Origin of the sequence: Enterococcus sp. AZ141 (assembly GCF_051714385.1) — a bacterium.
Lineage (GTDB): Bacteria > Bacillota > Bacilli > Lactobacillales > Enterococcaceae > Enterococcus_D > Enterococcus_D entomosocium.
The window spans coordinates 2,746,892-2,760,275 of the sequence record NZ_JBIORT010000001.1 but is presented as its reverse complement, the minus strand read 5'-3'; the positions used below and the strand labels follow the sequence as shown (position 1 = coordinate 2,760,275).

10 protein-coding genes are annotated in these 13,384 nt (G+C 42.6%); 4 read left to right on the top strand and 6 right to left on the bottom strand.

Annotated features, from left to right (window positions below; translation table 11 throughout):
• Nucleotides 1-102: 102 nt before the first annotated feature.
• The 3 genes from ligA to IGI89_RS12690 all read right to left on the bottom strand — a co-directional run bounded on the left by ligA (nucleotide 103) and on the right by IGI89_RS12690 (nucleotide 6,071).
• Nucleotides 103-2,133 (bottom strand): NAD-dependent DNA ligase LigA, encoded by a 2,031-nt coding sequence (ligA, locus tag IGI89_RS12700; RefSeq protein WP_301389198.1) that lies wholly within the window; start codon nucleotides 2,131-2,133, stop codon nucleotides 103-105.
• A gap of 13 nt (nucleotides 2,134-2,146) precedes the next feature.
• Entirely contained in the window at nucleotides 2,147-4,390 is a 2,244-nt protein-coding gene (gene pcrA / locus IGI89_RS12695) for a DNA helicase PcrA (RefSeq protein ID WP_430600980.1), read from the bottom strand.
• A gap of 214 nt (nucleotides 4,391-4,604) precedes the next feature.
• Nucleotides 4,605-6,071, bottom strand: coding sequence for an alpha-amylase (locus IGI89_RS12690; protein ID WP_420657525.1), 1,467 nt, complete (start codon nucleotides 6,069-6,071; stop codon nucleotides 4,605-4,607).
• A gap of 205 nt (nucleotides 6,072-6,276) precedes the next feature.
• On the opposite strand from IGI89_RS12690, the gene IGI89_RS12685 reads away from it, so the two are divergent.
• Genes IGI89_RS12685 through IGI89_RS12675 form a run of 3 tightly spaced genes read left to right on the top strand, consistent with a single transcriptional unit; the run spans nucleotide 6,277 to nucleotide 9,885 of the window.
• Nucleotides 6,277-7,032, top strand: a complete 756-nt coding sequence (locus IGI89_RS12685) for a DeoR/GlpR family DNA-binding transcription regulator (RefSeq protein WP_420657524.1) — start codon at nucleotides 6,277-6,279, stop codon at nucleotides 7,030-7,032.
• Nucleotides 7,029-7,946, top strand: coding sequence for a 1-phosphofructokinase (gene pfkB, locus IGI89_RS12680; protein WP_008380122.1), 918 nt, complete (start codon nucleotides 7,029-7,031; stop codon nucleotides 7,944-7,946). The genes IGI89_RS12685 and pfkB overlap by 4 nt, the downstream gene beginning before the upstream one ends.
• A 13-nt stretch (nucleotides 7,947-7,959) precedes the next feature.
• Nucleotides 7,960-9,885, top strand: coding sequence for a PTS fructose transporter subunit IIABC (locus tag IGI89_RS12675; protein WP_005235722.1), 1,926 nt, complete (start codon nucleotides 7,960-7,962; stop codon nucleotides 9,883-9,885).
• A 42-nt stretch (nucleotides 9,886-9,927) separates the two neighbouring features.
• Here the strand turns inward: IGI89_RS12675 and IGI89_RS12670 are convergent, their stop codons facing one another.
• Nucleotides 9,928-11,259: a hypothetical protein gene (locus tag IGI89_RS12670; protein ID WP_438735715.1), complete on the bottom strand. Its 1,332-nt coding sequence runs from the start codon at nucleotides 11,257-11,259 to the stop codon at nucleotides 9,928-9,930.
• 130 nt (nucleotides 11,260-11,389) lie between these two features.
• On the opposite strand from IGI89_RS12670, the gene IGI89_RS12665 reads away from it, so the two are divergent.
• On the top strand, nucleotides 11,390-11,566 hold the full coding sequence (locus IGI89_RS12665) for an SPJ_0845 family protein (RefSeq protein ID WP_005235717.1): 177 nt from the start codon (nucleotides 11,390-11,392) through the stop codon (nucleotides 11,564-11,566).
• Between the two features lie 111 nt (nucleotides 11,567-11,677).
• Here the strand turns inward: IGI89_RS12665 and IGI89_RS12660 are convergent, their stop codons facing one another.
• On the bottom strand, nucleotides 11,678-12,559 hold the full coding sequence (locus tag IGI89_RS12660; RefSeq protein ID WP_016620052.1) for a helix-turn-helix transcriptional regulator: 882 nt from the start codon (nucleotides 12,557-12,559) through the stop codon (nucleotides 11,678-11,680).
• 170 nt (nucleotides 12,560-12,729) lie between these two features.
• Nucleotides 12,730-13,314, bottom strand: a complete 585-nt coding sequence (gene yihA / locus IGI89_RS12655; protein WP_400451310.1) for a ribosome biogenesis GTP-binding protein YihA/YsxC — start codon at nucleotides 13,312-13,314, stop codon at nucleotides 12,730-12,732.
• Nucleotides 13,315-13,384 lie beyond the last annotated feature (70 nt).

Genomic DNA, 13,384 nt, shown 5'->3' with positions numbered 1-13,384 from the left:
AATAAAAGCAGAAATCATTTCTTTCCTCGTACTGCAGGGAAGAAATGATTTCAATTAGACAAGAAGAAACAACTGCTTCTCGTCTGTGACAATACTTAACAGTTATTGATCTGCCGAATGACTGCCTTCGATCGCAGCCACCATTTGAGCTTCATCCCAAACGGTAACGCCTAGGGACTGTGCTTTGGTCAGTTTACTGCCAGCCTCTTCCCCGGCAACAACGATATCAGTCTTTTTCGACACACTGCCTGTTACCTTCCCACCGAGATTTTCAATTCGTTCCTTGGCTTCTTCGCGGGTGAAATGACTCAATTTTCCTGTCAAAACAACTGTTTTCTCTTTAAATGGCGACTCCACTTCTTCCAATTGATCCGTTCTCAGCCCTAAATAAGCAAAGTTAACACCCGCTTTTTCAAGTTCATCTAAAAGGTCGTGAACTTCTTGATTGTCAAAATACGTAACGACACTTTCCGCAATTGTAGCACCAATGGTTTCCAACGAAATGATCTCTTCTTCTTTGGCTTTGCTAAGGGTTCGAAGGTCACCAAAATGTTCCGCTAAAATCCGAGCCGCTTTGGCACCAACATGACGGATGCCTAGCCCGAAAATCAAGCGCTCAACTGAATTTTCTTTGCTTTGATGGATGGCACGCAAAAGGTTATTAGCTGATTTCTCTTTGATTTTATCGAGGGTCAGCAATTGTTCTTCTGTTAAAAAGTACAAGTCGGCCACATCTTTAACTAAGGATTTATCGAACATTTGCTCTAAAACACGTGGCCCTAAACCATCAATATTCATAGCATTTCGGGAAACAAAGTGGCTTAACCCCTCTTTGATCTGCGCCGGACACTTCGGATTGATACAACGCAAGGCAACTTCTTCATCTAAATGGATCAGCTCACTCCCGCATTCGGGACAATGTGTAGGCGATTCAAAGGGTTCACTTGTTTCCGTGCGTTTTTCTTCCAAGACTTTCGCAACCTCTGGAATAATGTCCCCCGCCTTATAGATGATGACCGAATCGCCAATGCGAATGTCCTTCATTTTAATGAAATCTACATTATGCAAACTGGCGCGGCTGACCGTCGTTCCGGCAACCCGGACAGGGGTCATAACAGCGGTCGGTGTCACAACACCCGTTCGTCCCACGGTCCATTCGATCGTTTCGATCACTGTTTCCGCTTCTTCCGGTGGAAACTTATATGCCGCCGCCCATCGGGGTGCTTTTACGGTAAAGCCTAACGCATCTTGATCTTTAAAATTATTGACTTTGATGACTACGCCGTCAATCTCATACGGGAGCTCACTGCGCTTGTCATGAAACTCTTCGATATATGCCCACACTTCATCGATGGTGTGGCACACTCTGCGTTCGTGATTTGTACGAAAGCCTAATTGATCCAGTTCATTCAATGCTGAAAATTGATCATTAGCTTCAATTGGACCAAAGTCAGCTAGTGTGTATAAAAAGGTACTCAAGTTTCTTTGGGCTGCGATCCGAGTGTCTAATTGACGTAAGCTTCCAGCAGCTGCGTTTCTCGGATTGGCAAAAACCTCCACCCCTTCTTCTTCTCGCTGTTGATTCAATTTCAAAAACGAAGCCTTTGGCATATAGCATTCGCCACGAACTTCCAACGAGATCGGTTCTTTTAATTTCAGTGGGATCGATTTGACAGTCTTTAGGTTTTCTGTAATGTTTTCACCTACCGTACCATCTCCTCGAGTCGCTCCCCGAACAAAGCGCCCTTCTTCATATTTCAAGGAAATTGACAATCCATCGATCTTTAACTCGCAGACATAATCTACCGCTTTCCCCAATGCTTTTTGAACACGAGCATCAAAAGCCACGATTCCTTCTTTGTCAAAGACATCGTTCAGGCTATAAAGTGGGATATCATGGGTGACTTTTTCAAAGCCAGGTAAAATGATGCCGCCTACTCGTTGGGTGGGCGAGTCTTCGGTTATTAGCTGCGGATAATTGGTTTCAATTTCAACCAGTTCTGCATACAGCTGATCATAGAGATAATCTTCAACAGAAGGTTGATCTTTTACATAGTATTCGTACGCGTACTGATTTAATTGCGTACGCAGCTCTTCTGCTCGTGATTGGATTTCTTTTGAAGGGACATCCATCCTAATATCCTCCTTATTTTTCAACTTTTTCAATCGGCGCAAAGGCCGCCAACAGTCGTTTGACGCCTTGTTGTGGGAACGCCACATCTAATTCAATATCTTGCGCGCTGCCAGTCGTCCGAACGACCGTACCGATTCCCCATTTTTTATGTTGAACTTTCTCGCCTACTTGCCATGTATTACCAGCTGCAGAGGTCTGTTGCTTAGAAGCGACGGTCGTTTGACGCGGCTGTGTATAGCTCGGTTTAAAGACTTTTGGTTGAAACGGTGCAGCAGCTTTCGGTTGTGAACGCTCGCTTAATGATTGCAGCAGATCTTGTTCAATCTCCTCGATAAACCGTGACGGACGATTGTATTGGGTACGACCGTATAATGTTCTGGAAAAAGCGTTGGTCATAAAGAGCTCTTCCTCAGCACGAGTGATTCCCACATAAGCAAGGCGCCGTTCTTCTTCGAGTTCGCTTTCTTCCATTAAAGCCCGAGAAAGCGGGAAGATATTTTCTTCCAAACCAATCAAGAATACCACTGGAAACTCCAGTCCTTTTGCAGCATGCAAGGTCATCAACGTCACTTGACTACTTTCTTCTTCATAACTATCGACGTCTGACAATAAAGCTAAGTCATTTAAGAAAACACTCAACTTCTCATCTGGTGCATCTGCATCGTCTTCGTTTTGCGCCTCAAATCGTTTATCGAATTCTTGGGTAACCGATAAAAATTCTTCCAGGTTTTCAAGTCTAGCTTGTGCTTCTAAATTATTCTGGTTGACTAACTCTTGACGATAACCCGTTTTTTCTAATATTTCTTTCGTCAGTTCGGTTACTGAGAGGTAAGGAACCATTTGGGCGAAGCCATCCATCATCATCCCAAAGCTTCCTAATTCTTTGCCGGCCTTCCCCGAAATATTTGCTAACTCGACGTTCATGGCTGCTTCTAACAATGACCATTCATGAAGATTCGCAAACTCTCGTAGTTTCTCGACGGATGTCGCACCGATCCCACGTTTTGGTACATTGATGATTCGTTCCAAGCTGATGGAATCACGAGGATTGGCGATCGCCGATAAATAAGCCAAAATATCACGGATTTCTTTGCGGTCATAGAACTTTCTGCCGCCGACCATCGTATAAGGAACGTTGGCTTTTAAAAGCATTTCTTCAATGATCCGTGACTGCGCGTTGGTCCGATACAAAATCGCAAAATCACCGAATTTACGGTTCTTTTCTGCAATTTGTTTCTGCATTTCACTGACGATAAATCGCGCTTCATCTCGTTCACTATCCCCGCGATAATAAGTGATCTTTTCCCCATCACGATTTTCTGTCCACAGATTTTTATCTGGACGGTTGCGGTTATTTTTGATTACTTGGTTTGCCGCATTTAAAATCGTTTGCGTTGAACGATAGTTTTGCTCTAACAAAATCGTCGCGGCATCCGGATAGTCTTTTTCAAAGTCTAAAATATTTTGCATGTTGGCACCACGCCAACCGTAAATACTTTGGTCCGCATCCCCAACAACACAAAGATTTCGAAAACGAGCGGCCAATAAATTGACCAGCGTGTATTGGGCGTGGTTGGTATCTTGGTATTCATCGACATGGATATAGTGGAATTTCCGTTGGTAAAATTGCAGCGCATCTTCATTGTCTTGGAAGAGGCGGATCGTATTCATGATTAAATCATCGAAGTCCATGCATTGATTATTGCGCAGCTCTTTTTGATATTTTTCATAACAACGACCCACGATCTGCTCAAATAGACTACCTTCCATGGCTTGGTAAGCTTCAGGTGTCAATAGCTCGTTCTTTGCATGAGAGATCGTTCCCAAAATGGAACGAGGATCATATTTTTTGGGATCGATATTCAATTCTTTTAATACCCGTTTCATCAGGGTATTTTGTTCAGAAGAATCAACGATAGTAAAATTCTTCGAATAACCGATTCGATCAACATCTCTGCGCAAGATTCTGACACACATCGAGTGGAAGGTCGAGACCCAAACGTCTTCTCCACCGGAACCTAATAATTGGCTTACCCGTTCCTTCATTTCCCGCGCCGCTTTATTGGTAAAAGTGATGGCTAAAATGTTCCATGGATTTACATTTTTTTCTTCTATTAAATAGGCGATTCGGTGGGTTAGGACACGGGTCTTCCCGCTTCCTGCCCCTGCCATCAGCAGCAACGGTCCTTCCGTATGCATAACGGCTTCTTTTTGCCGTGGATTCATGCGTTCAAGTAATTCACTTTTGGATGACATGCTTTTAAACATCCTTTCTTTCTCAATCTTCTCAATTATAGCATTATCCGGGAAAGGGGAAAACCGAACGCTTTGAAAACTTTTAATTAAAAGCGCTTTGATTTTAGTACTCACGATGCCATCAGTTTTGAAAGAAAAAAGTCAGTCTATTGTTTGTTTACATAATAAAAAGGCTGTAAACTTACAGCCTTTTTATTATGTCTATTGCAAGAGATCAGCTAAAGTATTTCTCTACTAGCTTTTCATTCACATAGATTGACACTTGGCCATCATTTACCGGGAAAAGTCCTTTTCCGGTATCATCTAAAACAACTTTCGCTTCATTATTTCTCAATATATCTACGAATGTCTCTCCACCATGGATCGCGCTGATGGTCATTTCTTTTTCCGCACCTTGAGCATTGGTCATCACGACCGCCAATCCAGAAAGTTCGTGTTCATAATCCCCCGTTAATACCCAACCAATACAATTAGAATCATCAAAATAGTCCACTTGATTCCCAAATGCAAGCTTCTCTCGAAGTTTTAACATATGGATCAAAGCATCACCAACAGGAGCGATTTCTTGCGCTGGGATTCCGAATAAGTCACCCCAGAAAACAACCGGTACACCCGCTTTTCGTAAAAGGATCAATGAATAAGCATGGACTTTAAACCAACCGTCTATCCAAGATTGTAAACTTTGACCAACCTGTGTATCATGATTGTCCACAAAAGTCACGGCATAATCTTCGCGCGCGGCAGTCAGTGTACCGGCAAAAATTTGACTCATATCATATTCGCCATTTGAGTGAGATGCTTCATATAAATTATAGTGCAAAGGCACATCGAATAAATAAATCAGATTTCCTGAAGAATCTAAATACTCTTCTAATTTTGGCAGATCCCCTGACCAATATTCTCCCACAACGAATAGCGGTTCGCCTTTTTCTTCCCGACGGTTCAAGATCCAGTCCGCATAATAATTGAACTCAATGTGTTTGACCGCATCTAAGCGATAGCCATCAACACCAGTCAGCTCTTGGTACCATTGCCCCCATTTATTGAGCTGTTCCACCGTCTCAGGATTTTCCATGTCCAGATCACAACCCATTAAGTAGTCATAATTGCCCATCTCATCATCCACTTGGCTTTCCCAGCCCTTATCAGCGAAGTTAAAAATCCCGTGGTCTTTGTTACGGTCATCATAATCAACACCAGAAAAATTATGCCACGTCCAAACGTAATCATTGTACGTCCCTTGACGTCCTGGGAATGTGAACTTGGTCCAGGCTTCGATTTCTTCCTCATCACTGATCGGTTCATTACGGTTTTCGGTATTGTATTTAACCGCTGGAACGACTTCTTTTTCATCGGCACCAATCAAGTGATTGAAAACGATGTCGGCATAAACCTCTATTCCTTGTTCTTGCAGTGCTTTGATGGCTTCTAAGTATTCATCCTTTGTCCCATATTTTGTTGGCACCGACCCCTTTTGATCGAATTCGCCTAGATCATAATAATCATAGACACCATACCCAACGTCTTCGGACCCAGCTGTCCCTTTATAGGCAGGCGGCAGCCAAATTGCGGTAAATCCATACTCTTTGATTTCTTTACTCATTTCTTTCAATTTGTTCCAGTGTTGGCTATCTGCCGGCAGGTCCCATTCGAACCCTTGTAAAATGACTTTGTTATTCATTTATTTATCCCCCCTTAATTCAATTAAGCCAAATAATAGTAAAAATTGTCAAATATAAGGACAGCAATCTCAGGAAAATGAAGGTTAGCATGACCGTTTGTGACCGATTTCTATTATTCACGCTTTCATTTTGAATGTTTTTCACTGTTTATGATTGATTTTGAATGAATCATATGTTACTATGGCAGGTGAAGAGGTGATGTAAATGCTTACAGAGGAGCGGCATCAAGCGATTTTGGCACGATTAGAGCAAGAGGAGATCGTCAAAGTCAGTGAACTGATCCAACTGCTGGATGCTTCAGAGTCAACAATCCGCAGAGATCTCCAAGAACTGGAAGATAAAGGGTTTCTAGTTAGAATTCACGGCGGGGCCAAAAAAAGCCAGCAATTAGGTTTTGAACCCAACATGTCTGAAAAAAAAGCGAAGTTTCAAATAGAAAAACAAAAAATTGCTCGCGCAGCCGCACAAACGATCAAAAATGGTGAAGTCATTTATCTAGACGCAGGAACAACGACCCTTGAAATGATTCCTTTCTTATCGACCATCACAGCGCTGAAAGTTGTCACGAACTCCGTCAAGCACGCTTCCCTACTGATTGATCACGGGATCGACACCATGATTTTAGGGGGAACCATTAAGATAGCTACGAACGCTGTGTTAGGGATCAATGCCGGTGAACAGTTGCGTAAATTGCGCTTTAACCGCTGTTTTATGGGCATGAACGGTGCTCATTCGGAAGCTGGTTTCACCACACCCGATCCAGAAGAAGCGCTGATCAAGCAGATCGCTCTGGAACATAGCCAACAAGGCTATGTCTTGCTAGACCATTCCAAGTTTCAGCAAACAACTTTTGCTCAAGTTGCTTTTATTGAAGGTGCAACGATCATCACCGATTATTGCCCAAAAAACTATTTAGCGAAATTCAGAGCAAAAACAACCATTATGGAGGTAATACAATGATTTACACAGTAACACTCAATCCATCGATCGACTTTATCGTCCACGTCGATCATTTGGAGATCGGTGCCCTTAATCGAATGAAACAAGACTTTAAACTACCTGGTGGCAAAGGAATCAATGTCTCACGTATTTTGAAGCGAATTGGCATCTCCTCGACTGCCCTTGGTTTTGTTGGCGGATTTACTGGTCGTTTTATTGAAGAGTGGCTGACCAAAGAGGAAATCAACAGCAATTTTACGCAAGTCGCTGCCGATACCCGGATCAATATCAAATTAAAATCCGGCGAAGAAACAGAAATCAACGGCCTTGGTCCAGTCATTCAAGAGCAAGAAATCGCTGAATTGAAACACCAATTAGCCGCTCTTTCTGCCGAAGACATCGTCATCCTATCAGGAAGTAAACCAGCTGGTCTTCCAGCCGACTTTTATAAAGAATTGATCAAAATCGTTAAAGAAGCTGGTGCAGAATTTGTCATTGATACGACTGGTGCGGAACTATTTGATGCCTTATCCGATCAGCCTTTGCTGATCAAACCAAATAATCATGAATTAGCGGAACTTTATGAAACTTCTTTTTCAACAATCGAAGATATTTTGCCTTATGGCCAAAGAATGCTAAAGGATGGCGCTAAAAATGTCATCGTCTCTCTAGGTGGTGATGGTGCCCTGCTCTTTACTGGCAATGAGATCTATCGCTCCAATGTGTTGAAACGACCTTTGAAAAATTCAGTTGGCGCTGGAGATTCCATGATTGCTGGATTCATTGGGCGTTATGCAAAGACCAAAGATGTGGTTGAAGCATTCAAATGGGGAGTCGCTTGTGGCAGTGCCACTGCGTTTTCAGATGATTTAGCTGAGGCGTCATTTATCGAAGAATTACTACCGGAAGTCATAATTGAACAAGTGAATCTATAGGAGGATGGAAAAAATGAAAATCAATGAGTTGATGCTGAAAGATGCCATGATCATGGACTTACAAGCAACAGACAAAAAAGGTGCCATTGATGAAATGGTAGCAAAATTATATGCTGTCGGACGGATTTCAGATGTCGAAATCTACAAAGAAGGAATTCTTGCCCGAGAAGCCCAAACCTCAACAGGGTTAGGTGACGGCATCGCAATGCCCCATGCCAAAAACAGTGCAGTCAAAGAAGCGACGGTTTTATTCGCAAAGAGTAATGCGGGTGTCGACTATGAGGCGTTAGATGGACAACCAACGTACCTCTTCTTTATGATCGCAGCACCAGAAGGAGCAAATGATACTCATTTACAAGCGTTAGCAGCTCTATCTCGCTTATTGATCGATCCAGATTTCGTTGCTAAACTAAAAACAGCGACAACTGCTGATCAAGTACAACAACTTTTCTCAGAAGCTGAGGCACAGCAAGAAGCCGATGCTTTAGCAGAAGAAGCGGCAAACCAAGAAGCAGCACCTGCTAGCGAACGTCCCTATATCGTCGCAGTTACAGCTTGCCCGACAGGGATCGCCCACACCTACATGGCAGAAGATGCTTTGAAAAAGAAAGCCAAAGAACTTGGTGTTGACATCAAAGTCGAAACAAATGGTTCAGAAGGAATCAAAAATCGTTTAACAGAAGCTGATATCGCCCGAGCTGCTGGTGTGATCGTAGCTGCCGATAAAAAAGTTGAAATGGATCGCTTTGACGGCAAACATTTAGTAAACCGTCCTGTGAGCGATGGTATCCGTAAGACCGAGCAATTAATCAATGAAGCATTGAGCGGAACTGCTCCTGTTTTTCACGGTAGTGGCCAAGCTTCTGATAAAGAGGACGCTTCTGCTGATGGTTCAGTCGGTCAACGAATCTATAAAGATTTGATGAATGGTGTTTCTCACATGTTACCATTTGTTATTGCCGGTGGAATCATGATCGCTATTTCCTTCATGGTGGACCAGTTCATGGGTGTCCCTCAAGATGCCTTGAGTCAATTAGGAAACTACAACCAAGCCGCTTCTTGGTTCAATCAAATCGGTAGCGCGGCATTTGGTTTTATGTTACCTGTCTTAGCTGGTTTCATAGCTTCAAGTATCAGTGACCGACCTGGATTGATCGTCGGTTTCGCAGCAGGTGCCCTAGCAAATACGGGTGGTGCTGGATTCTTAGGAGCATTGATTGGCGGTTTCTTAGCTGGTTATGTCATCAAGTTCTTGCGTTCATTATTCAAAGGTTTACCAAAATCATTAGAAGGAATCAAAACGATCCTCTTCTACCCTGTTTTCGGCCTATTGATCACTGGCTTCTTGATGTTACTGATCAACGTGCCAATGAAAGCCATCAATGACGGTTTGAATAGCTTCTTGACTGGCTTAAGTGGTACCAACGCCGCTTTACTTGGTGCTTTGTTAGCAGCAATGATGGCAGCCGATCTAGGTGGCCCAATCAACAAAGCCGCTTATGTTTTCGGTACTGCAACATTGGCAACGACCGTTGCTGAAGGTGGTAGCGTCGTGATGGCATCTGTAATGGCGGGCGGAATGGTTCCTCCATTGGCAATCTTTGTCGCAACGTTATTGTTTAAAAATAAATTCACCAAAGACCAAAAAGAAGCTGGTTTAACAAACATCGTCATGGGGCTATCCTTCGTCACAGAAGGTGCGATCCCATTTGCAGCAGCAGATCCATTGCGGGCGATCCCAAGCTTTATCGTTGGTTCTGCACTGACTGGTGCGCTTGTCGGTGCCTTTGATATCCAATTAATGGCACCACATGGTGGGATCTTTGTTGTTCTATTATTATCTAAACCAATTTTGTTCTTGCTATTCATCTTAATCGGTGCGATCGTTTCTGGCGTTGTATTCGGTTTGTTGAAAAAAGCGCCTGAACAAGCTGCCTAATTGAAAAGACCCGCAAGATCCTCGTGATCTTGCGGGTCTTTTTCATTCTTGATTGGTAAAGAGCTGCTGTTCGACTAGCTTTTGGGTATTCATAAAATACACTCGAAGTTTCTTGCCATTCTTTTTTAGATTGACCCACGTATATTTGCGCGTGCGGTGCAAATACCCAAAATGAACATCCGGCATCGCTGCTTTCAATCCGTCTATCGGCAGCTCCTTCAAGGCTGTTTCTGGTAAATAAAATTGTAAGCAAGCTGTGTAGTCTTTAAAGCGATCCTCTGAGTAATCAATTTCGAGGTGATTCCGAATATAAAAGGCATATGCCTCGACCCCATCATCTACAGTCAATTCCGGTTTTAATACAATATAATCCATCATGCGCAACCGATCTTGGTCGATCCAAGGAAAATACGCTTGTGCATTCAAGTCACCTTTCACCCGTCGCTCCTGGTACTCTTCGTTCACCAAATCGAAGCTTCGAGTGACGAAATGTGTCGCGTTACGCTTAGTCGTCGGCTGCAGCCGATCATTTTGGTACTGGATGGTTTGGATCAATTGGTCGCCAAAGGCGTACTCAATATATGGTTCCCTCAAAATACCGACGCCATTATCCCATGTCAATTGATCGATCCCAGTTTGATCGCGAAACAAACGCTGGTATGAAAGATTCAACTCGTGATCCCACTGAAACGGATCGCGATACAATTCCACCATCACGATTCCCTGATCTCTAACTTGGACCTGCTCGACTTGTTGCGCATCCGTAATGATCACCTGAGGAATAATACGGGCATAGAATACCGAAAAGTACATTCGCCAACAAGAGGTCAGTGTGTAGCCATTGTAAAAAACATCGTACCCAGCAAATTGATTGCAATCAATAACGATCTCTTGTTCAAAATTTTTCCGCTTCGGTAACGCGTTGATTTCAGCAATCGATTGAAAATTTTGTCTTTTCTCGATTCGCTCGACGTTATGCATCAGGTACTCATCATATGAACGCAAATAGCCAAACATTCCATCTCTTTGCATCGTTTCATCGAAGTAACTTAAAATCACTGTTTTCTGTGTGGAAAATACGTCTTTCGTAAACAGGTGCCGTTGTAAAACAGCCTCTTGAATGATATGGATACTGGACTCATTTTGGCCGTCCGTCACAATCAATTCAGTATTGATTTCTTCAGGGGCGCTATGCAGCAGTTGACTGACCTCATCAAAATCATAAGGTTTCTTTTCTTGCTGATTGTAATAGTATTCCGTCGGCTGATAGCTAAGACGAACCAAAGCGAACCAATTTTCAATCAACAAACGCAACTGTGATGCTTCCATTTGTGTCGATTGTAGAAAGCCGTAAATTTTTTCAGTTTTGATCATCGCTATCCCTCTTTTCTATCCCCTTTCTTTAATTATAATAAAGGGAGAAACGATTGAACACTATTTCGCTTTTTTTTGGTGAAATCTACGACCGTTCGTGGTAAACTAAAGGCGCTTGGAGGTGAACCTTATGGGCTTAAAATTCCAACGAGAAGACTCGCTAGATAAAATGTTTGATGATTTTGCCTTTCTTCCCGATAACGATAAGGACAATAAAAAGCAACAAAACGATATTGAACGTTTCTTAAAAAACGAACCTGATGATGAGAATAAAAAACAACCAAAAGATAGTAAGAAAGCAGACTAATAAAAAAGGCAAAGGACGCTTCCGTCCCTTGCCTTTTTACTTATGCGAATAGAAAATGAGCCACTGAGTCTACTTAAATGCAGCAATCAGAATTGGCATCTAATGGTTTCCTTATAGCTCTTCATACATCATGCTTTGACGTAAGCGCACCAAGCCAATGGTCAACAAGCAGAGAATAAGGAAGACGGCTGCTAAGATCGTCATCACGAAGATCACCACAAAAATCGGTGAATTTGTAAAATGAATCATTGGTTCAAAGATAGTGGTCTTGATCAAGTCAGGGATCTCCGAAGCTAAGAGTTGTTGAATGGCTTGGTTAAAATCCTCTGTGGTTGAATTTGATGGCAAAACAGCCATAAAACTCCCCACGCCGTAATTGGCAACCCCAATCCACGCAATTGCGACATTTGCTAAAGCGAGCCAGCCAATGCCAAGATTACCGACAACAATCGAGCCGACAGCAAGATTGCCAATCCCAACTAAAAAGCCAAAACAGAGGTTCCCTATTGCAATAACACCGGTGCTGACTGTCCCAATCCCCAGCATTCCGAAGGACAATAAGCCAATCGATAAAAAACCTAAGCTGACAATTCCCAAAGCAATAACCCCTTTGGATTTGACACCAAGACTAAACCAGCCGCTGGCAGTTGGTACCTCTTTCATCAGAACAAAAAACTCTCGAACGCTCGTCACTTGATTCAGTAATAAGAATAAATTGGGAATCAAAATGTGCATTAACGGAAGCCGTAGAACCCTCCGTTCACTTTTGTATTCATAATAGTAGGTTTCTTTCTTTTCTTTTAATAGCTCTTCCACTGGAGTGCCTAATAAATCGGCGAGACGAACCAATGTCTCGATGTCTGGCAACCCATTTCCTCGTTCCCATTTTGAAATGGCCTTATCAGAAACAAATAACCTCGCAGCTAATTCCTTCTGGGTTAAGTTATGTCTTGATCGATACTCTTTTAATTTTTTACTTAATGTTTCATGCATTCGACCACACCTCCTTGTTACAAGTTTAACAAATATTAAGGAGATTTTCGCTGAAATTGGGCAAATTTGGCACTCTACGCTCCGTAGAATAGCCTAAATCCCCAATTTTTACTTTTAAAAAGCAAAGAAACGAAGGGAGCGACTTGCTCGCTTCGTTTCTTTATTCAAAATTATTTGATTGCTGCTTCGATGGCTTTCCATGCTTCTTCTTTTCCTTGTTTGGTAATGGAAGAAAAAAGAATGAACGTATCAGCTGGATCAAAGGACAACACTTTTTTGATCATACTTTCATGCTTATTCCATTTCCCACGAGGGATTTTGTCTGCTTTGGTGGCAACAACGATCACAGGGATCTCATAATACTTTAAAAATTCATACATTTGAACATCTTCTTGGGAAGGTGCATGGCGCAAATCTACCAAAGATACTACTGCTCGCAGCTGCTCTCTTTGTTCGAGGTACGTTTCAATCATTTTTCCCCATTTTGCTCGCTCGGTTTTTGATACTTTTGCATAGCCATAGCCAGGGACATCGACAAAATGCAGCGTATTTTCAATCAAATAAAAATTCAATGTTTGGGTTTTCCCCGGTTTTGACGAGGTTCGGGCTAAGTTTTTACGGTTAATCAATGTATTGATAAAGGAAGATTTACCGACATTGGAGCGCCCTGCTAAGGCAATCTCCGGTAAGGGTGTATCTGGGTATTGTGCTGGTGAAACAGCACTAATGACGATCTCAGCTTCATGTACTTTCATTGGATCGCTCCTTTTCATTTTTTTCAAAAAGAAAGCCGGATAGCAATGAAACTATCCGACTTGGTCTCGA